The organism is Roseateles sp. So40a (assembly GCF_048081605.1).
Taxonomy (GTDB): Bacteria; Pseudomonadota; Gammaproteobacteria; order Burkholderiales; family Burkholderiaceae_C; genus Roseateles.
Genome location: NZ_CP182288.1, coordinates 2,877,821 through 2,901,769 on the forward strand (window position 1 = coordinate 2,877,821; position 23,949 = coordinate 2,901,769).

The window sequence follows — 23,949 nt, forward strand, 5'->3', positions numbered from 1 at the left end:
TCAACGCGCGGCATCGGCGTTGCGCTCCAGGTCGGCGACCATGCGGGCGATGCGATCGGCCAGCGACTCGTTGCTGAGCTTCTCGCGGAAGCGCTCGACCATCAGCGGGAAGGCCAGCGGCGTCGGCCGGCGTAGAGGCTGCACGCGCAGCGTCTGCGCGCTCATGCGGGCCAGCGCCGCCGCGAGATGGCGAACGTCGAGCTCCTGCGTCAGCAGCTCCTGGCGCGCCTGCACGAGCAGCTGGTTGTCGGGGTCGTGCTGTTGGAAGACCTCGAAGAACAGCGAGGCCGAGGCCTGCAGCTGCCGATTGCTGCGTCGCTCGCCGGGGTGACTCTGGAAGATGAGCCCCGAGATGCGCGCGATCTCGCGGAAGCGCCGACGAGCGAGCTCGGTGGCGTTCAGGCTCTCGAGGACCTCGCGCAGCAGCGCGTCCATCGGCGAGAGCGTGAGCAGACCCGGCAGGCGTTCCGCCCAATCGATCGGCTTGGCGCTGAGCAGCTCCAGGCCGTAATCGTTCAGCGCGATGGAGAAGGTGCCCGTCTCCGGCTGCGCCGCGCGCCAGGCCAGCAGGCCCGCCAGGCCCAGGTGCACCTGGCGGCCGGCGAAGGGATAGAGGAACAGGTGCCAGCCCTCGCGGGACTTGAGCGTCTCGGCGACCAGCACGTCGGGCGTGGGCAGGTGCGACCAGCGGCGTTGCAGCTCGAGCAGCGGTCGCACGCAGCGCATCTCCGGCGCGTCGTATCGGTCCTGATCCGCCGCGGCCAGCTCGCGCAGCACCGCGTCGGCCAGCGTGCTCGACAGCGGCATGCGTCCGCCATTCCATCGCGGCACCGCGGCGCGTCCGGCCGTCGCGCGGCGCACGAAGGCGGTCATCTGCTCCACGCGCACCAGTTCCAGCAGGCGCCCGCTGAACAGGAAGGCGTCGCCGGGACGCAGCCGCGCGATGAAGCCCTCCTCCACCGTGCCGAGCTTGCCGCCGCTCAGGTACTGCACGCTGATGGCGGCATCGCTGACGATGGTGCCGATGTTGACGCGGTGTCGGCGGGCCAGGCGCGCATCGGGCACGCGCCACAGGCCGGTCTCGTCGGGCACGACGCGGTGATAGTCCGGATAGGCCGTCAGCGACGGGCCGCCCTGGCGCACGAAGTCCAGGCACCAGGCCCAGGACGCGGGGGTGAGCGTCTCATAGGCCACGGTGCCGCGGATCTCGTCGAGCAACGCGTCGGGCTCGAAGCCGCCGCCCAGTGCGACCGTGACCAGGTGCTGCACCAGCACGTCCAGCGGCGCGACGGGACTGTGGCGCGCCTCGATCTGGCCGGCGCGCACGGCATCGCGCGCGGCGGCGGCCTCGACCAGTTCCAGGCTGTGCGTGGGGACCAGCGTGATCCGCGACGGCCGGCCCGGCGCGTGGCCCGATCGCCCGGCGCGTTGCACCAGGCGGGCCACGCCCTTGGCCGAGCCGATCTGCAGCACGCGGTCCACCGGCAGGAAGTCCACGCCCAGGTCCAGGCTCGACGTGCATACGGCCGCCTTCAAGCGCCCTTCCTTGAGCCCGAGCTCGACCCACTCGCGCACCTCGCGGTCCAGCGATCCGTGGTGCAGCGCGATCACGCCGGCCCAGTCGGGGCGCGCTTCCAGCAGGGCGAGATACCAGCGCTCGGCCTGCGAGCGCATGTTGGTGAAGACCAGGCAGCTCGCGCTCTCCTCGATCGCCTCGACCACTTGCGGCAGCATCCGCAGGCCCAGGTGACCGGCCCAGGCGAATCGCTCGACGGTCTCGGGCAGCAGCGTGTCGATCAGCAGCGTCTTGTCGGTCTCGCCCTGGACCAGCACGGCGTCGGGTGTCTCGCGTCCCACCAACGTGCGCAAGGCCTCGTCCAGGTTGCCCAGCGTCGCCGACAACCCCCAGGTCATCAGCGCACTGCCACGGCCGCTGGCCCTCACCCCCGCCCTCTCCCGCCCTGCGGGAGAGGGGGCAAGAGGAGCGCTTCGTTCATCGCGGAAGCGGCGAAGGCGGGCCAGCGCGAGCTGGGTCTGCACGCCGCGCTTGTTGCCCATCAGCTCATGCCATTCGTCGACGACGACCAGGCGCACCTGACCGAGCTGCTCGCGCGCATCGGCGCGCGACAGCAGCAGCGACAGGCTCTCCGGCGTCGTCACGAGCACCGTCGGCAGCCGCCGGTCCTGCGCGGCGCGCTGCGCGGACGTCGTGTCGCCGCTGCGCAGCCCGGCGGTCCAACCGGGACACAGATCCGCCATCGGCCGCGTCAGCGCGCGCAGCGTGTCCGCGGCCAGCGCCCGCATCGGCGTGATCCAGAGCACGGTGAGCGGTGGCGCAACGGTCTTGCCGGCGATCTCGCGGGCCTGCGCGCCCACCGTCTCGCGCAAGGCCGCGAGCGCGCCCAGCCACACCGCCAGCGTCTTGCCGCTGCCGGTGCTCGAATGCAGTAGCCCGCTGCGACCCCGCGCCATCTCCTCCCAGACGCGACGCTGGAACGGGAAGGCGGTCCAGCCTTGGGTAGCGACCCAGTCGTCGATCGGCGCGAGGCCGGCGGGGCGCGATGGGGGACGCGCTGTGGGGCGCGCTCCGGTGCGCGCTGCAGGTCGTGCCGCCCTCATGCCGCGCCCTCGGGCAGGAGCGCCTGCAGCGACTGCAGCGTGTCGGCCTCGTCGACCGGCTTGTCCTCCCGCCGTCGCAGCATGCGGGGGAAGCGCACGGCGATGCCGCTCTTGTGCCGGCCGCTGCGCGCGATCCCTTCGAAGCCCAGCTCGAACACCATCGTCGGCGTGACGCTGCGCACCGGGCCGAAGCTCTCCACGGTGGTCTTGCGGATGACGGCGTCGACATCGCGGATCTCCGCGTCGGTCAGCCCCGAGTAGGCCTTCGCGAACGGCACCAGCGCGCGCGCCGGATCCTCCGGCGGACCGTTCCAGACCGCGAAGGTGTAGTCGGTGTAGAGGCTCGCGCGCCGCCCGTGGCCGCGCTGCGCGTAGATCAGCACCGCGTCCACGGACAGCGGATCGATCTTCCATTTCCACCACACGCCGACATCCTTCGTCCGCCCGACGCCATAACGCGCGTCCAGTCGCTTGAGCATCATCCCCTCCACGCCGAGCGCCCTCGCCTGCTCGCGCTCGCGCGCCAGCGACGCCCAGTCGGCGCCGGTCAGGCGCGGGCTCAGCACGAGCCCGGGCAGCGGATGCGCCGCCACCAGCTGTTCCAGGCGCTCTCGACGCTCGCGCTGCGGGCGCTCGCGCAGGTCCTCGCCGTCGTGCTCCAGCAGGTCATACACGCACAGCGCGACCGGCAGGTCCCGCAGCAGCTTCGGCCCCAGCGTCTTGCGGCCCAGGCGGCGCTGCAGCTCGGCGAAGGGCGCGGCGCGGCCCTCGCGCCAGACGAGGATCTCGCCGTCCAGCACCGTGCCCGAGGGCAGCGCCTCGCCCATCGCGCGCAACTCGGGAAAGCGGTCGGTGACGAGCTCCTCACCGCGCGACCAGATCGCGACCTCGCCGCCACGGCACACCAGTTGCGCCCGGATGCCGTCCCACTTCCACTCGACCAGCCAGTCCTCGGCCGGCCCCAGGCTCTCATCGAAACGCGCGAGCGGCAGCGACAGCGGATGCGCGAGGAAGAATGGATAGGGCTGAAGTCCGCGCGACGGCCGCCCTCCTCCCGCCTCAGCGCCGCCGGCAAGCGGCAGCCCGTCCGGGCCGAGTTCGATCGCGCCCTCGAGCTCGGGCGCGACCAGGGCCTCGTAATCCGCGGCGGCCGGGCGCGCGCCGGGCTGCGTGTAGCCCATCAGACGTTGCGCGACGAGCTTGGCGTCCACGCCGCTGATCGCCGCGAGCGCCTGCGTGACCTGCAGCCGCGACACCCCCACGCGGAAGGCGCCGGTGATCAGCTTGCCGTGCACGAAACGCTGCTCGGGCGCCAGCGCCGCCCACTGGCCCTGCAACGCAATCGCGAGCGCCTCCGGCGGCTGACCGCGCAGCGGCAGCAGGTGCTGCGTCATCCAGTCCGCCAATGAGCGCTCGAACATCGCGGTCGGCTCGGGCAGCAGCAAGGCGATCGTCTCCGCGAGGTCGCCGACAGCTTCGTAGCTCTCGTCGAACAGCCATTCCGGCAGCCCCGCGACCAGCCGCGCCTGCTCACGCAGGAAGCGCGAGGGCACGAGTTGCCGAGGCTTGCCGCCCGCCAGGAAAAAGACCGCCCAGGCGGCGTCCGCGGCCGGCGCCGCGCGCAGGTAGGCCTGCAGCGCGGCCTGCTTGGCGCGCTGCGAGGTCGACGCGTCCAGCTCGCGATACAGCGCGGCGAAGGCCTTCACGCGTCGTTCTCCTCGATGCCTTCGGCCGGCTCGGCCGGCTTGGACTGCTCGGACTTCTCGGACTGCTCATCCGGCCCACCCTCCTCGGCCTCCTCGCCGTACTCGGTCTTGAAGGCCTGCGCGTCCAGGCCCAGCTCGCGCAGCCAGCGCACCATCACCGGCACGCTGCCATGCGTGACGAAGACCCGCTCCGCGCCGGTGCCGCGGATGGCCGCCATCAGGCCCGGCCAGTCCGCGTGGTCAGACACGACGAATCCCCGGTCCACGCCCCGTCGGCGCCGCGTGCCGCGCAGCTGCATCCAGCCGCTGGCGAAGGCGTCCGAGGGGTCGCTGCCGAAACGCCGTATCCACGGCGAGCGTCCGGCCGACGGCGGCGCGATGACCAGCGCGCGGGCGAGCGCCGCCTTGTCCAGCGCCGGATCCGCGGCGTGAAAGGTCGGCGGCAACGCCACGCCCGCGGCGCGATAGACGGCATTGAGCGGCTCGACCGCCCCGTGCGCCACGATCGGGCCGATGGACGCATCCACGCCGTGCAGCAGCCGCTGCGCCTTGCCCAGCGCGTAGGCGTAGAGGACCGACGCCCGTCCGGCGGCCGCGTTGGCGCGCCACCACGCGTCGATCTCGGCGAAGAGCGCGGCCTGCGATGGCCATCGGTAGATCGGCAGCCCGAAGGTGGATTCGGTGATGAAGGTGTCGCAGCGCACCGGCTCGAACGGTGCGCAGGTGCCGTCCGCCTCCAGCTTGTAGTCGCCCGAGGCCACCCAGACCCGGCCGGCGTGTTCCAGCCGCACCTGCGCGGATCCGAGCACGTGTCCGGCGGGATGCAGCGAGACGCGAACGCCGTGGTGCTCGATGACCTCGCCGTAGGCCAGCGTCTGCAGCGTGATGTCCTCGCCCAGGCGCCGGCGCAGGATGGCCGCGCTGTCGTGATGCGCCAGGTAGTGGCCATGCCCCATGCGCGCGTGGTCGCTGTGCCCGTGCGTGATCACGGCACGGTCCACCGGCCGCCAGGGGTCGATGTAGAAGTCGCCCGGCGGGCAGTAGAGCCCGGCGGGCCGGGCGACGACGAGATCGCCGGGTCGATCGCCGGGCAGGTCGCAGGACAGGTCGCTGGGAAGGCTGGCCATGACGCCCGATGCTAGTGCGCGCGCCGCGCCGCGCCTGTAGGACGAGCCCGCGACCGGTGAGGATCCCCTACACTGCCTCGGCGTTCATCCACCATGGCCCGGCGCCTGCCGACCGGGCTTCTCCAGGGAGGGAAAGGGATGGGTCGTGTCTCCGACTGGTTGCTGCGACACCGCCGCACCGCGTGGCTGCTCGCCGCGGGGGTGGCGCTGGCGCTGGGTGTCGCCGCGAGCGAGACCCACCGACGCTCGCTCGAGCACGATTTCCGCCGCACCCTGGCCAATGCCGCCCAGCGCGAGGCGATCGCGCTGCAGGGCCTGACGCTGACCGGCAAGGGCATGGGCGCGGTGGTGCTGGCCGGCCAGCTCAATCCCGCGCTCAAGACCGCGGCGGCGCTCACCGACACCACCGAGGCGCGCCGCGACCGGCCCGCCTTCGACACGCTGGAGGTCATCGGCACCAGCGTCGGCGCGCAGCTGGCCTATGTCGTCAATGCACGCGGCCGGATCATCGCGGCCTGGGACGACGAGGGCGTCTCCCCGATCGGGCTGGACGTCAGCTTCCGCCAGTACTACCGCCAGGCCATGCGCGGACAGCCCAACGTCTTCGCCGGCATCAGCATCACCACCGGCCAGCGCGCCTTCTGGCTGGCCGCGCCGATCTACCGCCAGCCCGGCCAGAGCGGCGAGATCGTCGGCGTCCTGGCCGCGCGGCTCTACGCCGACGCGCTGGATCGTTTCCTGGACACGCGCAGCTACGCCGGCGCGCTGCTCGTGTCGCCGCAGGGCGTGGTGCTCGCGGCCAGCCGCCCGGACTGGCGCATGAGCCTGGACGGCACCTCGACGCCGCAGCGTGCCAAGGCGCTTACCGGCGGCGGCCAGTTCGGCAAGCTCTTCGAGGACCCGTCGCGCGCGCACAGCCTGCCCTTCGCGCTGGGCGGGCCGACCGTGGAGGTCGACGGCACCCGCCACGCGGCCGTCCAGGCGGACGTGGCCTGGAACGACCCGTCCGGCCCCTGGCGCCTGGTGCTGCTCGGTGACCTGGACGCGCTGGAGCCCAGCGCCACGCGCGTGGGCATCGCCGCGCTGGTGGCGCTGTTGGCCTTCGGGCTGCTCGCGGCGTCCTTGCGCAGCCTGGCCCACGGCGCCGCGCGCGAGCGCAAGGAGCTGGAACTCCAGGACCAGCACCACCAGTTGCAGGCGGCGCTGGCCGAGCGCGAACGCGCGCAGGACGCGCTGCAGCGGGCCAAGGAGGACGCCGAGGACGCCACGCGCGCCAAGTCCGATTTCCTGGCCAACATGAGCCACGAGATCCGCACCCCGATGAACGCGATCATCGGCATGTCCCACCTGGCGCTGCAGACCGGCCTGGACACCCGCCAGCGCAACTACATCGAGAAGGTGCACCGCTCGGCCGAGAACCTGCTGGGCGTGATCGACGACATCCTGGACTTCAGCCGCATCGAGGCCGGCAAGCTCAGCCTGGAATGCGTGCCCTTCCGCATGGAGGACGTGCTCGACCACCTGGTCAACCTGATCGGCTTCCGCGTCGAGGACAAGGGCCTGGAGCTGCTGCTGAACGTGCCGCCGGACCTGCCCACCGCGCTGGTCGGCGATCCGCTGCGGCTCGGGCAGGTGCTGGTCAACCTCGGCAACAACGCGGCCAAGTTCACCGAACGCGGCGAGATCATCGTGGGCATCGAGTCGATGACGCTGGGCGCCAAGGAGGCCGGTGCCTCGCTGGACGCGGTGTGCACACCCGAGGTCGAGCTGCATTTCTGGGTCCGCGACACCGGCATCGGCATGACGCCCGAGCAGCAGGCGCGGCTCTTCCAGAGCTTCAGCCAGGCCGACAGCTCCACGACGCGCAAGTACGGCGGCAGCGGGCTGGGACTGGCGATTTGCAAGCAGCTCGTGGAGATGATGGGCGGGCGCATCTGGCTGGAATCGGCGCCGGGCGTGGGCTCGACCTTCCACTTCAGCGCGCGCTTCGCGCTCCAGCCGGAGGGTTCCGATCTGCCGGCGCGGCGCGCGCTGATGGCCCATGAGCTGGCGCGCCTGCGCACGCTGGTCGTCGACGACAACCGCGCCGCGCGCGAGATCCTGTCCACGCTGGGCGCGAGCTTCGGGCTGGATGTCAGCACCGCGGCCGACGGCGCCGCGGCGATCCGCGACGCCGAGCGCGCGCAGTCCGACGGGCAGCCCTACTCGCTGGTGCTGATGGACTGGCAGATGCCGGTGCTCGATGGCCTGGCCGCCACGCGCCAGCTGGGCGACGGGCGCCTGGAGACGCCCCCGGCGGTGGTGCTGGTGACCTCCTTCGGCCGCGACGACTCGCTGACCGCCGCGCTGGCCGCCGCCGGCCATGGGCCGGGCGGCGCGCGCCGTCCGGTGCTGCTGACCAAGCCGGTGACGGCCTCCACGCTGTTGAGCGCGATCGGCGAGGCGCTCGGCCATGTCGACCTGCCGCTGCCCGCGGCGCAACGCCGGCGTGACTCGGCGCGCGAGGCCATGCGCGCGCTGGCCGGCGCCCGCATCCTGGTGGCCGAGGACAACGAGCTCAACCAGGAACTGGCCGCCGCGCTGCTGGAGGACGCCGGCATCCACGTCACGCTGGCGGCGCACGGCCGCATCGCGCTGGAGCTGCTCGCGGCCTCCCCCGAGGGCTTCGACGGCGTGCTGATGGACTGCCAGATGCCGGTGCTGGACGGCTACGCGGCGACCCGCGCGCTGCGCGCGGATCCGCGCTGGCGCGCGCTGCCGGTGATCGCGATGACCGCCAACGCGATGAGCGGCGACCGGGAGAAGGTCCTGGCCGCCGGGATGAACGACCACATCCCCAAGCCGCTCAACGTCGACCTGCTGTTCGAGACCCTCGCCCGCTGGGTCCGCCCGGCGATGCCGAGCGCGGCCGTGCCGATGGACACGCGCTCCGGCGCGGGTGGCCGTGTCGACACGCGCTCCGGGGCGGGTGTCCGCGTCGACGCGCACTCTGGCGCGGGCGGGCGCGTGGACACGCGCCGAGGCGGCCAGGCCCCCGAGGAGGAGGTCCGCGACGACCTGCCCCAGATCGCCGGACTGGACACGCAGGCCGGTCTGGCCACGGCCGGCGGCCACCTGCCGCTGTACCGCAAGCTGCTGCGCACCTTCCACGACTCGCAGAGCGACTTCGCCGCGAGCTTCGCCGAGGCCGCCACCGCGGCCGATCACGCGACGATGACCCGGCTGGCGCATTCGCTGCGCGGCGCGGCGGGCACGCTGGGCGCGCGGCCGCTCGCCGCGGCGGCGCATGCGCTGGAGCAGGCCTGCGCGCAACGCGTGAGCGCCGCGGAGCGCGAACCGCTGCTCGTGCGCGCCCAGTCGCTGCTGGCCACGCTGCTGGTCTCGCTGGGCCGGCACCTGGCACGCGAGGCGATGCTGGCGGCGGCGTCGCCGGGGGCATCCTCCACCGGGACCGGCCCGTCGGCGTCGCAGGCCCCGGCAGTCCTGGACGACGCCTCGCGCGCGCGGCTGCAGGACACGATCGCGCGGCTCGCGGCGCTGCTCGAGGACAGCGACTCGGCCGCCGCCGACGCGGCGCAGGCGCTGTCCGAGCTGCTCGACCGCCTGCCGCTGCCCACGGCGCGGCTGCGGGGACTGCGCCGCGCGGCCGATGCCGCGGCGCGATTCGATTTCGACGCGGCGCTGGCGCTGCTGGCCATCGACGCCGCCGAGTCCGCCTCGCCCGCCGATCCGCGTTCCTCGTCCGGGAGTCCCGCATGAGCCCCTTTTCCACGCTCACCTCGACGTCGGCCTCAGGTCCCTCGCCCGCCGCGCTCGCCGACCCCACCGACGGCGCGACCGTGCTCGTCGTCGACGACACGCCGGACAACCTCACGCTGATGAGCGAGCTGCTGCGCGACCGCTACCGCGTGAAGATCGCCAATCATGGCGAGAAGGCGCTGCGCATCGCGGCGGCCGAGCCGCGCCCCGACCTGATCCTGCTGGACGTCATGATGCCGGGCATGGACGGGTACGAGGTCTGCGAGCGGCTCAAGGCCGATCCGGCCACGCGCGACGTGCCGGTGATCTTCCTGACCGCGCGCTCCGACGTCGCCGACGAGACGCGCGGCCTGGCGATGGGCGCGGTGGACTACATCACCAAGCCGATCAGCCCGCCCATCGTGCGGGCGCGGGTGCGCACGCACCTGCGGCTCAAGGCCAGCGCGGACTTCCTGCGCGACAAGGCCGCGTACCTGGAAGCGGAGGTCGCGCGCCGGGGCGCGGAGCTCGCGGCGATCCAGGACGTGACCATCCTGGCCATGGCCTCGCTGGCGGAGACGCGCGACAGCGACACCGGCAACCACATCCGCCGCACGCAGCATTACGTCAAGGCCCTGGCCGTGGCGCTGCGCGAGCAGCCGGCGCTGCGCGAGCTGCTGACGCCGGAGTACGTGGCGACGCTGTTCAAGTCGGCACCGCTGCACGACATCGGCAAGATCGGCATTCCGGATCGCATCCTGCTCAAGCCCGGGCGGTTCACGCCGGCCGAGTTCGAGATCATGAAGGCCCATCCCGCGCTGGGCCGCGACGCGATCGCGCAGGCCGAGGCCCAGCTCGGCACGCCGGTGCTGTTCCTGTCCATGGCCAAGGACATCGCCTACGGCCACCAGGAGAAGTGGGACGGCTCGGGCTACCCGGAGGGGCTGCGCGGCGAGGCCATTCCGCTCGCGGCCCGCCTGATGGCCCTGGCGGACGTCTACGACGCGTTGATCAGCCGCCGCGTGTACAAGCCGGCGATGTCGCATCGGGAGGCGCTGGGGATCATCGTCGAGGGCCGCGGCACGCACTTCGACCCCGTCGTCGTCGACGCGTTCATCCGCATCCAGGACGAGTTCCAGGACATCGCCCGCCGCTTCGCCGACGACGACGAGACCCTGCAGCGCAAGCAGGACTGGATAGACACCGCCAACGCGCCGCTGCCCGAAGCCTGATCGAGGCTTGACCGGGGCTTGATCGACGGCGAGCGCCATGGAGAATCGCCCGCCATGCGCCGCTCCACCCTCCTGTCGCCCGCCGTCGTGCCGGCCGTCATCGTCCCCCTTGCCATCCTGGCCGCGCTCGGCACCTTCAGCACCGCGTCCCACGCCCAGCAGCCCCGCCCGGTGACACCACGCGGACCGCTGGACGCGCAGGAGCAGAACAACATCGCGGTGTTCCGCCGCGTGTCGCCGTCGGTGGTGCACATCACGACGCTGTCGCAGCAGCGGGACTTCTTCTCGCGCAACGTGACCGAGGTGCCCAGCGGCACCGGCTCCGGGTTCTTCTGGGACGAGCAGGGGCACATCGTCACCAACTTCCATGTGATCCGCGGCGCGTCCGCGGCCAAGGTGACGCTGTCGGACCAGAGTTCGTTCGATGCGCGGCTCGTGGGGGTTGATCCGGACCGCGACCTCGCCGTGCTGCGCATCACCGCGCCGCGCGAACGCCTGCTGCCCGTGCCCATGGGCAGCAGCCGCGAGCTGCTCGTGGGACAGACGGTGTACGCGATCGGCAACCCGTTCGGCCTGGACCAGACCCTGACGCGCGGCATCGTGTCGGCGCTCAACCGCGAGATCGAGTCGCTGACCCAGCGCACCATCCGCAACGCCATCCAGACCGACGCGGCGATCAACCCGGGCAACTCGGGCGGTCCGCTGCTGGACTCGGCCGGGCGGCTGATCGGCGTGAACACGTCCATCTTCAGCCCCAGCGGCGGCAGCAACGGCATCGGGTTCGCGATCCCCGCCGACGAGGTCAACCGCGTCGTCCCGCAGCTGATCCAGCACGGGCGCGTGATCCGCCCGGCGCTGGGCCTGACGGCCGGCACCGAGCAGCTGCGCCAGGTGCTGCGCCTGCCCAAGGGCGTGGTGCTGATCGGCCTGCAGGCCGGCGGCGCCGCGCAGCGCGCCGGGCTGAAACCGTTCATGCGCGGACGCGACGGCCGCATCGTCGGCGGCGACGTGATCACCGCGGTCAACGGCACGCCGGTGTCCGATCTGGACACGCTGCTCAATGAACTCGAGGAGCGCCAGATCGGCGAGAAGATCACCCTCACCGTGTGGAACGGCGGCAAGACCCGGCAGGTGCAGGCGCAGCTCACGAGCGACTGAGCCCCGCGGATGGCCACCGGCCGTGGCAGCTCGGGCACCTCGCCTACCTCATCCGGCGATAACCCTGGCGCCGCCCCGGTCCGGGCACCCCGCCTAGACTGCGCGCCCATGCACCCACGTCTTTCGATCCTCGACCTCGCGCCCATCGTCGAGGGCGGCACGGCCGCCCAGGCGCTCCACGACAGCACCACGCTCGCGCAGCACGCGGAGCGCCTGGGCTACACCCGCTACTGGGTCGCCGAGCACCACAACATGGAGGGCGTCGCCTCGTCCGCCACGGCCGTGCTGATCGGCCAGATCGCGGGCGCCACCTCGACGATCCGCGTCGGCTCGGGCGGCATCATGCTGCCCAACCACGCCCCGCTGACCATCGCCGAGCAGTTCGGCACGCTGGCCACGCTGTTCCCCGGCCGCATCGACCTGGGCCTGGGGCGCGCGCCCGGCACCGACGGGCCCACGATGCGCGCGCTGCGCCGCCACCTGGCCACTGCGCACGAGGACCGTTTCCCCGAGGACGTGCTGGAGCTGATCGCCTACCTCGCACCCGAGCAGCCGGGCCAGGTCGTGCGCGCGATCCCCGGCCAGGGCACCGAGGTGCCGGTCTGGCTGCTGGGATCGAGCCTGTACGGCGCGCAGTTGGCCGCCTACCTGGGGCTGCCCTTCGCGTTCGCCTCGCACTTCGCGCCGTCGATGCTGATGCAGGCGCTGGAGATGTACCGCGCGCAGTACCGCCCCAGCGCGCGTCATCCGACGCCCTATGCGATGGTCGGCCTGAACGTGGTGGTGGCCGACACCGACGCGCAGGCGCAGCACCTGTTCACCTCGCTGCAGCAGCGCTTCCTGGGCATGCAGCGCGGCCAGCGCGGGCCGCTGCCGCGACCGATCGACAGCATGGACACGCAGTGGACCGCCGGCGAGAAGCTGGCGGTCGAGCGCATGCTGGCGGAGTCCATCGTGGGGTCGCCGCGCACGGTCCGCGAGGGCCTGCAGGCCACGCTCGAGCGCACCGGCGCGGACGAGTTCATCGTCGCCTGCGCGGTGCACGACGCCGCGGCGCGGCGGCGTTCGTACGAGCTGCTGGCGGGCATCGCCGCGGGCACGCACGGCCTCTGATCCGGCCCGGCGTGCGCAAGGCGCAGCGCTCTCCCTGATCCCGGTCAGCGCACCGGCACGCACGCGGCAGGCCGGGCGCGCGCGGCCTCAACTTCGCCGATAGGCGTGCGCGGGCGGGCTTGGGACGATGCGGGGTATTGCCCACTTCGAGCGCCGCCGCATGTCTGCCTGCTTCCTTGCCCGCCTCCGCTTGCTTCCCGTCGCGCCCCGGCGTCGCCAGGCCGGCTTCACCCTGCTGGAGATCAGCTTCGTTCTGGTCGTCGCGGGCGGCCTGTCCATCGGCGCGCTGGAGATGCTGCGCTTCCAGCAGATGGTCGAACAGGGCCGCCATGCCGGCGAGCGCCTGGCCGTCCTGCGCGAGGGCGCAGCGGCCTACACCCGGGACCATGGCCGCGAGATCCTGGCCCAGGTGCCCGATCATCAGCGCTGCGCGGAGGTCGACCTGTCCAGCGCCAGCGCCGTCGCGACCCCGGCAGGGGGGGCGTCCGCCCTGGCGGGCTGCGGGCTGAAGATCGACGGTCAGTCCGTGGCCAACGTCTACCAGCCCACCATCGCCGAGCTGCAGGCCCTCGGTTACGTGCGGCTCACCGATGACCTGCCCTTCATCCACGGCGACACCATCGTCGACGGGCACACCGGCACGCAGGCCGTGCCGCGGTGGCGTGTGTCGACACGCTGCAGCCGCCACTGCGCCCCGCCGACCGGAACGGTCGCGGACGCGCCCAAGCCGGTGTTCTCGTTGATGCTGTTCAACTCCCAGCCCTTCTTCCCGCAGGGCAAGCTGCAGTACGGACAGGCCGCGCAGCTCAAGGCCGCGATCCAGGCCATCGGCCCCGACGCGCTGATCGCGCCGCCGGGCAGCTCGCCGAAGGTCTCGCGCAAGCTGCGCAGCGCGGCAGGCCAACCCGCCACCAATCCCCTGCGTGATGCTGAAGACGGTGTCCCCGGCGTGCTGGCCACGCTGACCTATGTGGACACCAACGCGTCGCGCGCCGCCGCGCCGCCCACCAGTTGCGGCGGGACCTCCGGCGTCACCTGCCAGGACGGCTCCGCGCCGCCGACCCAGTCCTGGGACTTCAACGGCAAGGATCTGGGCAACGTCGCCAACCTCGAGGTGACTCGGGACCTCAGCGTGGCCGAGTACCTCCAAGCGGGCAAGCGCCTGGTCGCCGGCACGCCACCTCGCCCGTTGCGCGCCACCGACCAGTACGTCGCGGCACGCGCGCACGTCCCCCCTGCGACGCTGGAAGTCAACGGCAATGCCTACATCGACCGGGACCTGACGGTCGGGCCGAGAGCCAGCTTCGGCGGCCGGGAGGCTGCCCTGGCCCGCGCGGACTTGCGGGTGGCCAACGGCCATCTGAAGACGGATGCCGGCAGCTTGATCGTCGAAGGTGGCATCGGCGACTTCTCGGGCGGCATCGGCGCCTTCAGCAGCGCCGACATCGGAGGCATCCGCCTGCCGACGATCCGCCAGCCCGGCACGCCATGCGGAGCGGCCAACCTGGGTCTCTATCGCGCCCAGGACGGCGTGATGCACCTGGTGGTGTGCCGCCCGCGTCAGCGGGACAGCTGGGGCCAAGCCTTGCCCGCCGCCACGCGCCAAGGCATCTGGACCCTGTCCAGCGACGGGCGAACGGAGGCCGAGATCTTCGCCCGGCCCGTCGCGCCCTGAACGGGCGGGTCAGTCCGCCCGCCTCAGCCCACCCGCATCAGCCCACCCACTTGCGCGCGTTGCGGAACATGCGCATCCAGGGGCTGAACTCGGCCGTGTCGCCCGCGGTCCAGCTCATCTGGACATTGCGGAACACGCGCTCCGGATGCGGCATCAGCGCGGTGAAGCGGCCATCGGCCGTGGTCACCGCGGTCAGGCCTTGCGGGCTGCCGTTGGGGTTGAGCGGGTACTGCTCGGTGGGCTGACCGTCGCCGTCGACGTAACGCATCGCGCGCAGCACCTGCTCGGGGTTGCCGCGCTGCGAGAAGTCCGCGAAGCCCTCACCGTGCGCCACCGCGATCGGCAGCCGGCTGCCGGCCATGCCGGTGAAGAAGATGCTCGGCGACTCGACGATCTCGACCTGCGCCAGGCGGGCCTCGAACTGCTCGCTGCGGTTGCGGACGAACTTCGGCCAGTGCTCGGCGCCCGGGATCATCGGCGACAGCGCCGCCAGCATCTGGCAGCCGTTGCACACGCCCAGCGCGAAGCTGTCGGAGCGCGCGAAGAAGCCCTCGAAGGCCGCCTTCAGCACCGGGTTGAACAGGATGGACCGCGCCCAGCCCTCGCCCGCGCCCAGCGTGTCGCCGTAGCTGAAACCGCCGCAGGCGATGAAGCCCTTGAAGTCCTTCAGATCGACCGCGCCGGCCTGCAGGTCGCTCATGTGCACGTCGTAGGCATCGAAGCCGGCCTGCGCCATCGCATAGGCCATCTCGACATGCGAGTTCACGCCCTGCTCGCGCAGGATCGCGACCTTGGGCCGCACGCCGCTGGCGATGAACGGCGCGGCGACGTCGTCCTTGACGTCGAAGCTCGGCAGCCAGTGCAGGCCCTGGCCCGGGGTCTTGGACAGCGCGTGTTCCTGGTCGGCGCAGGCCGGGTTGTCGCGGTCGCGCGAGATGCGCCACGCCACCTGGTCCCACTCCTGCTGCAGCTCGTGCAACGGCGCGGCGAACACCTTCTTCGCGTCGCGCCAGACCTCGGCCTGCCGCGTGTCGTTGGTCTTGCCCACGACGTGCGACTGCCTGGACAGCCCATGCGCGCGCAGCGTCTGCAGCACGGCGTCGCGGTCGGCGGTGGCCACCTGCAGCACGGCGCCGAGTTCCTCGTTGAACAGCGCCTTGAGCGTCAGTTCGTCGCGGCGGCCGCTGACCTGCGAGGCCCAGTTCTTGGAGTCGCCCATCTCCGCGCGGCTGTCGCTGATGCCGTCGCCCTCGGTGACGAGCATGTCCACGTTCAGGCTGACGCCGCGCTGGCCGGCGAAGGCCATCTCCAGGGCCGCGGCGAACAGGCCGCCGTCGCTGCGGTCGTGGTACGCCAGCAGCTTGCCCTGGCCGCGCAGGTCGTTGACCGCGGCCACCAGCGAAGTCAGCAGGGCCGGATCGTCCAGGTCGGGCACCTCGGGGCCGAACTGGTTCAGCGTCTGCGCCAGGATCGAGCCGCCCATGCGCATGCGGCCCTGGCCCAGGTCGACCAGCACCAGCGTGGTGTCACCGTCGCGCAGTTGCGGTGTCAGCGTGCCCCGCACGTCGGCGATCGAGGCGAAGGCCGACACGATCAGCGACACCGGCGCGGTGACCTGTTTCGTGGCGCCGTCCTCGGACCAGCGGGTGCGCATCGACAGGGAATCCTTGCCCACCGGGATGGACACGCCCAGCGCCGGGCACAGTTCCATGCCGACGGCCTTGACGGTGTCATACAGCGCGGCGTCCTCGCCGGGCTCGCCGCAGGCGGCCATCCAGTTGGCGGACAGCTTCACGCGCGACAGCTCGATCGGCGCGGCCAGCAGGTTGGTGATGGCCTCGGCCACGGCCATGCGGCCCGACGCGGGGCCGTCCACGGCCGCCAGCGGCGTGCGCTCGCCCATGCTCATCGCCTCGCCGGCGAAGCCCTTGAAGTCGGCCAGCGTGACCGCGCAGTCGGCCACCGGCACCTGCCACGGGCCGACCATCTGGTCGCGATGGTTCAGGCCGCCGACGGTGCGGTCGCCGATGGTGACCAGGAAACGCTTGCTCGCCACGGTCGGGTGGCGCAGCACGGTGCGCGCGGCGGTGGCCAGCTCGACGCCGTCCAGCGTCAGCGTGCCGCCCGAGCGCGTCACGCGCTGGACGTCGCGGTGCATCTTGGGCGGCTTGCCCAGCAGCACGTCCATCGGCATGTCGATGGCGCGCTCGCCCTGGGCGCCGTCCTCCAGCACCAGCTCGCGGGACTCGGTCGTCACGCCGACGACCGCGAACGGGCAGCGCTCGCGTTCGCACATCGCGGTGAAGAGGTCGAGGCTCTCAGGCGCGATCGCCAGGACGTAACGCTCCTGGCTCTCGTTGCACCAGATCTCCTTGGGCGCGAGGCCGCTCTCCTCCAGCGGGACCTTGCGCAGGTCGAAGGTCGCTCCGCGGCCGGCGTCGTTCACCAGTTCGGGGAAGGCATTGGAGATGCCGCCCGCGCCGACGTCGTGCACGGCGAGGATGGGGTTGCGCTCGGCCAGGCCCCAGCAGTGGTTCAGGACCTCCTGCACGCGGCGCTGGATCTCGGGGTTGCCGCGCTGGACCGAGTCGAAGTCCAGGTCGGCCGTGTTGGTGCCGGCGGCCATCGAGCTGGCGGCGCTGCCGCCCATGCCGATGCGCATGCCCGGGCCGCCGAGCTGGATCAGCAGCGAACCGGCGGGGAACTCGATCTTCCTGGTCAGGTCCGAGCGGATCGCGCCGACACCGCCGGCGATCATGATCGGCTTGTGATACCCGCGGCGGATGCCGTCGACGTCCTGCTCATAGACGCGGAAGTAGCCGCCCAGCGCGGGACGGCCGAACTCGTTGTTGAACGCGGCGCCGCCCAGCGGTCCCTCGGTCATGATCTGCCGCGCGCTGGCGATGTGCGCGGGCTTGCCGACCGGGCTCTTTTCCCAGGGCTCGTCCAGGCCGGGCAGGTGCAGGTTGGACACCGAGAAGCCGGTCAGGCCGGCCTTGGGCTTGGCGCCGCGGCCGGTGGCGCCCTCGTCGCGGATCTCGCCGCCGGCGCCCGTGGAGGCGCCCGGGTGCGGGGAGATGGCCGTCGGGTGGTTGTGCGTCTCGACCTTCATCAGCACGTGCGCGGTCTCGGCACGGGCTTCGTACTTCGGCGCGCGCTGGTCGCCGGCGGGCATCCAGCGCTCGATCGCGTGGCCTTCCATCACCGCGGCGTTGTCCGCGTAGGCGATCACCGTGTGCTGCGGGTGCAGCTTCTCGGTGTTGCGGATCATGCCGAACAGCGACAGCGGCTGAGCCTCGCCGTCGATGGTGAACTGGGCGTTGAAGATCTTGTGGCGGCAGTGCTCGCTGTTGGCCTGCGCGAACATCATGAGCTCGACGTCGCTCGGGTTGCGGCCGAGCTTGGTGAAGGCAGCCACGAGGTAGTCGATCTCGTCGTCGGACAGGGCCAGGCCCCAGGCGCCGTTGGCCTCGTCCAGCGCGGCGCGGCCGCGGCCCTGCACGTCCACGTGCGCCAGCGGCTGGGCCTGCTTGTCGTCGAAGAGATGGGCGGCGTCCTCGCGCGACAGCAGCACGCTCTCGGTCATGCGGTCGTGCAGCAGCTCGGCGCAGGCGACGAGCTCGGCCTCGGTCAGCGGCTTGGCGCCGCCGGTCAGGCCAGCGAGCAGACCGGACTTGAGCGTCAGGCGGAACTCGGTGACGCGCTCCACGCGGTGGATGGCCAGGCCGCAGTTGTGGGCGATGTCGGTGGCCTTGGAGGCCCAGGGGCTCAGCGTGCCCAGGCGCGGGGCCACGACGATCAGGCCGCCGTCGGCCGGGCCTTCATAGGCATCGCCGTAGTTCAGCAGCGCGGCCAGCTTGTCGCGTCCCTCGGCGTCGAGCGCCGCGTCGGTCCAGACCCAGTGGACGTGACGCGCGTGGACCGCGGTGATGCGGTCGCTGACGGCCTGCAGGCGCGCCAGCAGCGCCGCGGCTCGGAAGGACGAGAGGGCATTGCCCCCCTCGAAGTGAATCAGATGCTTGGAGGAGGTGGTGCTGGCCATGGGATCCCAGGGGGTTGCGCCGCGCGCGCCGCGGCGGTGAAGCCCGACATTCTAGCCAGCGCCACCGGCCGACCCGGGTTTACCCCCTGCGGGCGCCCTCCTCCGAGGGACGCCTCAATGGCAATCGCTCAGGCGGCGTAGCGCGATGTGCATCTGCTGGTCGGTGAGTTTGCCGCGCGCGGGCTGCACCCAGACGCCGGGTTCGCCGGTGGTCAGCGACTTCAGCTTGACGACCTTGACCGGCTCCGGCTGCGAGGGCCGCTCGGGATCGAGCGACCACCAGCCATCGGCCACGGTGCAGGTCATGCCTTCGTCGACCGCGGCCGGGGCCGCGTGCGCAAGGTTCATGACACATGACATCAACAGGCCAGCAACAACAGGCAACTTCACACCAACTCCCTGGAACATTATTCGAGTGAGCGAATGTATCGAAGTGACATGACGTAACCGCCCCGGGATTTCACGATTCGCCCAAGACGCACACCCCTAGATGGGGGATGTCGTTCGATGCGAGCACGAAAATGGCAGGAACCGAGGGTCATCCCCTAGGCGACCGGGCTCTTCCAAGCGGCGGATGGCGGCGGTCATGGCTTGTCGCTACATTGGTCGGCTTTCGGACTCGACGGCCGCCTCCCATGAAGCTGGCGTCCCCGGGTCGTTCATCGCCACTGGAGACCACCATGTCCCGCAAGACCCCCATCGCGCATTACCGCAACATCGGCATCTCGGCGCACATCGACGCCGGCAAGACGACGACGACGGAGCGCATCCTGTTCTACACCGGGGTCAATCACAAGATCGGCGAGGTGCACGACGGCGCCGCGACGATGGACTGGATGGAGCAGGAACAGGAACGCGGCATCACGATCACGTCGGCCGCGACGACCTGCTTCTGGAAGGGCATGGAGCTCGGTTATCCGGAGCACCGCATCAACATCATCGACACCCCCGGGCACGTGGACTTCACGATCGAGGTCGAGCGCTCGATGCGGGTGCTGGACGGCGCGGTGATGGTGTATGACTCGGTGGGCGGCGTGCAGCCGCAGTCCGAGACCGTCTGGCGCCAGGCCAACAAGTACAAGGTGCCGCGACTGGCCTTCGTCAACAAGATGGACCGCATCGGCGCGGACTTCTACCGGGTGCGCCAGATGATGGTGGACCGGCTCAAGGCCAACCCGGTGCCGATCGTGCTGCCCATCGGCGCGGAAGACCAGTTCAAGGGCGTGATCGACCTGCTGAAGATGAAGGCGATCATCTGGGACGAGGCCTCGCAGGGCATGAAGTTCGAGTACCAGGAGATCCCGGCTGATCTGAAGGCCAAGGCCGAGGAATGGCGCGAGAAGATGGTCGAGGCTGCGGCCGAGGCCGACGAGGCGCTGATGAACAAGTACCTCGAGGGCGAGACGCTCAGCGAGGACGAGATCAAGCGCGCGATCCGTCAGCGCACGATCGCCGGCGAGATCCAGCCGATGCTGTGCGGCACGGCGTTCAAGAACAAGGGCGTGCAGCGGATGCTGGACGCGGTGATCGACTTCATGCCGTCGCCCGCCGACATCCCGCCGGTCGGCGGCACCGATGACGACGATCAGCCGGTGACCCGCGAGCGCACCGACGAGGAGAAGTTCTCCGCGCTGGCCTTCAAGCTGATGACCGACCCGTACGTCGGTCAGCTGACCTTCGTGCGCGTGTACTCGGGCATCCTGAAATCGGGCGACTCGGTCTACAACCCGACGCGCGGCAAGAAGGAGCGCATCGGCCGGATCCTGCAGATGCACGCCAACCAGCGTGAGGAGATCAAGGAGATCCTGGCCGGTGACATCGCCGCCTGCGTGGGCCTGAAGGACGTCACCACGGGCGAGACGCTGTGCGACCCAGACGCGATCATCACGCTGGAGAAGATGGTCTTCCCCGAGCCGGTGATCTCGCAGGCGGTGGAGCCCAAGACCAAGGCGGACCAGGAGAAGATGGGCCTGGCGCTGGGCCGCCTGGCGTCGGAGGATCCGTCCTTCCGCGTGCGCACGGACGAGGAGTCGGGGCAGACGATCATCTCGGGGATGGGCGAGCTGCACCTGGAGATCATCGTCGACCGGATGAAGCGCGAGTTCAGCGTCGAGGCCAACGTGGGCAAGCCGCAGGTGGCGTATCGCGAGACGGTGCGCAAGAAGGTCGAGGACGTCGAGGGCAAGTTCGTGCGCCAGTCCGGCGGCAAGGGCCAGTACGGTCACGTGGTGCTGACGGTGGAGCCGCAGGAAGCGGGCAAGGGCTTCGAGTTCGTCGATGCGATCAAGGGCGGCGTGGTGCCGCGCGAGTACATCCCGGCGGTCGAGAAGGGCGTGATCGACACCTTGCCCAACGGCGTGCTGGCGGGGTATCCGGTGGTGGACGTGAAGGTGACGCTGACCTTCGGCTCGTACCACGACGTGGACTCCAACGAGAACGCGTTCAAGATGGCCGCGTCGATGGGCTTCAAGGAAGCCTGCCGCCGGGCGAATCCGGTGATCCTGGAGCCGATGATGGCCGTGGAGGTGGAGACGCCGGAGGACTACGCGGGCACGGTGATGGGGGACCTGTCCAGCCGACGCGGCATGGTGCAGGGCATGGACGACATGATCGGCGGCGGCAAGATCATCAAGGCCGAGGTGCCGCTGTCGGAGATGTTCGGGTACTCCACCGCGCTGCGCTCGGCCACGCAGGGCCGCGCGACGTACACGATGGAGTTCAAGCATTACAGCGAGGCACCGAAGAACGTCGCGGACGCGATCATGACCGCTCGCGCGAAGTGACCGGGACGGTCACACGGTGAGAACGGAACGGGCCGCGAAAGCGGCCCGTTTTTCATCCGCCGTCGGCCTTGCGTCGAGAGCGACACGAATCTTTGCCGCTCAGCCATCAGCGTCGGAGGCGCGGCGGGAAAGATGCCGCGATGTCCATTCGCATGTGAGCTCCCATGCCCGATTCGCCGATCGAGAACAGCGCCCTCCCCGCTGCCCTCCCCGCTTCCGACGTTGTTCCCCACGCCTTCGCCGCCTCCGACCGTCGTGGTTTCCTGACCCGCCTGGCGGGCCTCGCCGCGATGGGCAGCGCCTTGCCGTTGGCCGCTTGCGGCGGCGGCACCGAGGACCAGGCCGCGCTGCGCTTCGTCAACGCGACGGTCGACTACGCGACGGCGGACTTCTGGGTCGGCAGCGAGACCGCGATCTCCGGCCTGGCCAATGGCGGCACCGCCAGCGGCTACGGCAGCGAGGACAGCGGCACGCTGCAGGTCGCGCTGCACGCGGCGGGCTCGTCCAGCGCGGTGTTCTCGGCGTCCCGCGACTTCGCGGCCGACAGCTACACCTCGGTGATCGCCTACGGCTCGCTGGCCACCAGCCTGACCTTCCGCTTCCTGGACGAATCGAACGCGGCCGCGGCGAGCGGCAGCTTCAATGTCCGCGCCTTCCACGCCGCGCCGTCGCTGGGCGCGCTCGATGTCTACATCACCAACACGAGCAGCCTGGGCGGTCTGTCACCGACGCTGAGCGTGAGCACGTCGGGCGAGCTGTCGAGCTTCGTGACGCTGACGGCGGGCACCTACCGGATCCGCATCACCAAGACCGGCGACCAGTCCAGCGTGCTGTACGACTACACGGCCGGGCTGACGGTGAGCGGCACCACGGTGCTGACGCTGGCGATCGTGCCGCGCAGCAGCGGCTCGCTGCCCAACCTCGCGGCGCTGCCGGAGCAGAACTCACCGCTGGTGTTGGTGAACGCGCTGGCTTGAGGCGATCGATCCTCAAAGCTCGCCGGCGAGCGTCGGCAGACCGGAATCGCGGATCTGGTCGTCGATGGAAGGCAGACTCTTGCGCGCGGCCGCGAGGTCCTGCCGCGCACGCGGCTGATCGTCCATCTTGCGCCAGTACAGGCTGCGCCCATACAGCGCCCACGGGTGTCCCGGTTCCAGCGCGATCGCGGCATCGAAGGCCGCTTTCGCGCGCGGCAGATCGCCGAGGCGCAGCAGCGTCCATCCCAGCGAGTCCTGGAAGGCCGAGCTCTTCGCGTTGACCTCGACGGCGCGCTCGCAATCCTTCAACGCGAGCGGCAGCTCGAGCTTGCGCGTCGTGCGCATGAAGCAGCGCTCGTTGTAGGCGTGGCCCAGCTTCACGTCGCGCGGATGGGTGGAGATCCAGGACGCCCACTGCTGATCAGCTTCGGGCACGCGACCCATGAGGTTGTAGGTCCACGCCATGAGGTAGCGCTCGTCTGCGTCGCGCGACAGGCTGGCGTCGAGCCGCGCGAGTTCCGCGAGCGCCTCGTCGGGTTGGTTGTCGCGAACCAGCACATGCACGCGCGTGAGCCGCGCCTGCGACAGCGAAGGGTCCAGGCGCAGCGCCTCATCGGCATCCCGCAGCGCGCCGGCACGCTGCCCGATCCCGTAGCGTCCCTGGGCGCGGATCTGGTACTGCATCGCCACATCCGGCCGGTGGGCGATGGCGCGGTCCATCAGCTCGACCGCCAGGGCGAAGTCCTTGGCCGCGACGGCCAGCGTGCCGCGACGCACGAGCAGGTCGGCCTCGTCCTGCTGCGGCGTCGCGGGGACGGCGGCGAACTTCGTGTCGAACTGGTTCTTCGCGGCGCCCTCGCGCGCGGTGAAGACATCACCGCCGTTCCAGGTCGCGTAGACGCGGCGTTGGTGGTAAGACACGTAGACGCGGTGCGCGAGCAGGTAGTCCACGCCGAGCATCACGTCGAAGTCGCCCTCGCTGGCGAAGTCCTCGACTTCCAGGCGCTGGTCGGTGATGCGTTCGCCGCCGAGCTGGAAGCTGTCGATGTCGGTGAGCCAGCGGCGCGTCGGCTCGCCCGGCGTTCCGGAGGACATCGGCTGCCATCGATCCCGGGCGATGCCGGCCTTGCGCGCGGCGCCGGTGGACAGCGTGGTGTGCTGCGCGCCGGTGCTGAGGATGGCGGTCACCGGCTTGTCGTTGATCCGGATCGGGACACGGACCATGGTGTCGCGGTCATCGCGCGCGGGGGACATGGGGGTCTCGATGACGGGGGCGTCGCCGGCCCAGTAGGCGAGGCTGGCCTTGTCGCAATCGCCCTGGGGGAAGACCAGGCGCACGACGCCGCGGGCGAGGTCGTACTCGGTGTCGCCGGCGGCGAGCACGTTGCGGCCGAGGATGCCCTGGAGGTTGAGGCCCAGGTTGGCCTCGGTCACGACGAAGCTGACCTTCTCGACCTCGACATTGCCGAAGCCGAGCCGGTTCACGACGGTGGTGTGGGCCTCGATGTTCTCGCCGTTGCCGGAGAGGTGCATGCCGAAGGGGAGCATGGCCAGCGGCAGCTTGAGCGCCTTGGCGGGCTCGGGGAGCAGGACGGAGAACTGCGCGGTGGTGGCCACCATCATGGGCAGTTCCTGCCCGTTGATCTTCACGATGGCGACGACGCGGTTCTGGACCACGTGGACCGGGATCGTGGTCGGCTGCATCTTGCACTCGCCCGCCCAGACGACGGGCGCGATCAAACAGGCGGCCAGCACGGCCGCCTTCCTCATTCCTGGCAC

At 71.1% G+C, this 23,949-nt stretch carries 13 protein-coding genes; 7 read left to right on the plus strand and 6 right to left on the minus strand.

The features are described from left to right. Genes ACNI65_RS13095 through ACNI65_RS13105 form a run of 3 tightly spaced genes read right to left on the minus strand, consistent with a single transcriptional unit; the run spans position 1 to position 5,452 of the window. Positions 1 to 2,619, minus strand: a complete 2,619-nt coding sequence (locus tag ACNI65_RS13095) for a ligase-associated DNA damage response DEXH box helicase (RefSeq protein ID WP_416763519.1) — start codon at positions 2,617 to 2,619, stop codon at positions 1 to 3. After that, on the minus strand, positions 2,616 to 4,325 hold the full coding sequence (locus ACNI65_RS13100) for an ATP-dependent DNA ligase (protein WP_416763520.1): 1,710 nt from the start codon (positions 4,323 to 4,325) through the stop codon (positions 2,616 to 2,618). Before ACNI65_RS13100 ends, ACNI65_RS13095 begins: the two co-directional genes overlap by 4 nt. Further along, positions 4,322 to 5,452 (minus strand): ligase-associated DNA damage response exonuclease, encoded by a 1,131-nt coding sequence (locus ACNI65_RS13105; RefSeq protein WP_416763521.1) that lies wholly within the window; start codon positions 5,450 to 5,452, stop codon positions 4,322 to 4,324. The genes ACNI65_RS13100 and ACNI65_RS13105 overlap by 4 nt, the downstream gene beginning before the upstream one ends. A 138-nt stretch (positions 5,453 to 5,590) precedes the next feature. Between ACNI65_RS13105 and ACNI65_RS13110 the strand changes: the two genes are divergently transcribed. From ACNI65_RS13110 to ACNI65_RS13130, 5 genes are all read left to right on the plus strand, one after another. After that, positions 5,591 to 9,211, plus strand: coding sequence for a response regulator (locus ACNI65_RS13110; protein ID WP_416763522.1), 3,621 nt, complete (start codon positions 5,591 to 5,593; stop codon positions 9,209 to 9,211). After that, positions 9,208 to 10,422 carry a response regulator gene (locus tag ACNI65_RS13115; protein ID WP_416763523.1) on the plus strand — a complete coding sequence of 405 codons (1,215 nt, stop codon included), beginning with the start codon at positions 9,208 to 9,210 and terminating at the stop codon, positions 10,420 to 10,422. The genes ACNI65_RS13110 and ACNI65_RS13115 overlap by 4 nt, the downstream gene beginning before the upstream one ends. 54 nt (positions 10,423 to 10,476) lie before the next feature. Next, positions 10,477 to 11,580: a S1C family serine protease gene (locus ACNI65_RS13120; protein WP_416763524.1), complete on the plus strand. Its 1,104-nt coding sequence runs from the start codon at positions 10,477 to 10,479 to the stop codon at positions 11,578 to 11,580. Positions 11,581 to 11,688: 108 nt separating this feature from the next. Continuing rightward, complete coding sequence (locus ACNI65_RS13125; RefSeq protein ID WP_416763525.1) at positions 11,689 to 12,693, plus strand: LLM class flavin-dependent oxidoreductase; 1,005 nt, start codon at positions 11,689 to 11,691, stop codon at positions 12,691 to 12,693. A 160-nt stretch (positions 12,694 to 12,853) separates the two neighbouring features. Further along, positions 12,854 to 14,368, plus strand: a complete 1,515-nt coding sequence (locus ACNI65_RS13130; RefSeq protein WP_416757100.1) for a type II secretion system protein — start codon at positions 12,854 to 12,856, stop codon at positions 14,366 to 14,368. A gap of 37 nt (positions 14,369 to 14,405) precedes the next feature. Here the strand turns inward: ACNI65_RS13130 and purL are convergent, their stop codons facing one another. Both purL and ACNI65_RS13140 read right to left on the minus strand, forming a co-directional pair. Further along, on the minus strand, positions 14,406 to 18,410 hold the full coding sequence (gene purL, locus ACNI65_RS13135) for a phosphoribosylformylglycinamidine synthase (protein WP_416757102.1): 4,005 nt from the start codon (positions 18,408 to 18,410) through the stop codon (positions 14,406 to 14,408). Between the two features lie 114 nt (positions 18,411 to 18,524). Then, positions 18,525 to 18,758: a hypothetical protein gene (locus ACNI65_RS13140; RefSeq protein ID WP_416757104.1), complete on the minus strand. Its 234-nt coding sequence runs from the start codon at positions 18,756 to 18,758 to the stop codon at positions 18,525 to 18,527. Positions 18,759 to 19,090: 332 nt separating this feature from the next. Between ACNI65_RS13140 and fusA the strand changes: the two genes are divergently transcribed. Both fusA and ACNI65_RS13150 read left to right on the plus strand, forming a co-directional pair. Next, positions 19,091 to 21,193: an elongation factor G gene (fusA, locus tag ACNI65_RS13145; RefSeq protein ID WP_416757106.1), complete on the plus strand. Its 2,103-nt coding sequence runs from the start codon at positions 19,091 to 19,093 to the stop codon at positions 21,191 to 21,193. 164 nt (positions 21,194 to 21,357) lie between these two features. Next, positions 21,358 to 22,170 carry a DUF4397 domain-containing protein gene (locus ACNI65_RS13150; RefSeq protein ID WP_416757107.1) on the plus strand — a complete coding sequence of 271 codons (813 nt, stop codon included), beginning with the start codon at positions 21,358 to 21,360 and terminating at the stop codon, positions 22,168 to 22,170. Between the two features lie 12 nt (positions 22,171 to 22,182). On the opposite strand, the gene ACNI65_RS13155 is transcribed toward ACNI65_RS13150, so the two are convergent. Next, positions 22,183 to 23,940 (minus strand): aspartyl protease family protein, encoded by a 1,758-nt coding sequence (locus ACNI65_RS13155; RefSeq protein ID WP_416757109.1) that lies wholly within the window; start codon positions 23,938 to 23,940, stop codon positions 22,183 to 22,185. Positions 23,941 to 23,949: the final 9 nt, after the last annotated feature.

Bases quoted from the DNA above. Each gene is read 5' to 3' on its own strand.
- ACNI65_RS13095 (WP_416763519.1), bottom strand. From the start codon at position 2,619: ATGAGGGCGGCACGACCTGCAGCGCGCACCGGAGCGCGCCCCACAGCG.
- ACNI65_RS13105 (WP_416763521.1), bottom strand. From the start codon at position 5,452: ATGGCCAGCCTTCCCAGCGACCTGTCCTGCGACCTGCCCGGCGATCGA.
- ACNI65_RS13110 (WP_416763522.1), top strand. From the start codon at position 5,591: ATGGGTCGTGTCTCCGACTGGTTGCTGCGACACCGCCGCACCGCGTGG.
- ACNI65_RS13115 (WP_416763523.1), top strand. From the start codon at position 9,208: ATGAGCCCCTTTTCCACGCTCACCTCGACGTCGGCCTCAGGTCCCTCG.
- ACNI65_RS13120 (WP_416763524.1), top strand. From the start codon at position 10,477: ATGCGCCGCTCCACCCTCCTGTCGCCCGCCGTCGTGCCGGCCGTCATC.
- ACNI65_RS13125 (WP_416763525.1), top strand. From the start codon at position 11,689: ATGCACCCACGTCTTTCGATCCTCGACCTCGCGCCCATCGTCGAGGGC.
- ACNI65_RS13130 (WP_416757100.1), top strand. From the start codon at position 12,854: ATGTCTGCCTGCTTCCTTGCCCGCCTCCGCTTGCTTCCCGTCGCGCCC.
- purL (WP_416757102.1), bottom strand. From the start codon at position 18,410: ATGGCCAGCACCACCTCCTCCAAGCATCTGATTCACTTCGAGGGGGGC.
- ACNI65_RS13140 (WP_416757104.1), bottom strand. From the start codon at position 18,758: ATGAACCTTGCGCACGCGGCCCCGGCCGCGGTCGACGAAGGCATGACC.
- fusA (WP_416757106.1), top strand. From the start codon at position 19,091: ATGTCCCGCAAGACCCCCATCGCGCATTACCGCAACATCGGCATCTCG.
- ACNI65_RS13150 (WP_416757107.1), top strand. From the start codon at position 21,358: ATGCCCGATTCGCCGATCGAGAACAGCGCCCTCCCCGCTGCCCTCCCC.
- ACNI65_RS13155 (WP_416757109.1), bottom strand. From the start codon at position 23,940: ATGAGGAAGGCGGCCGTGCTGGCCGCCTGTTTGATCGCGCCCGTCGTC.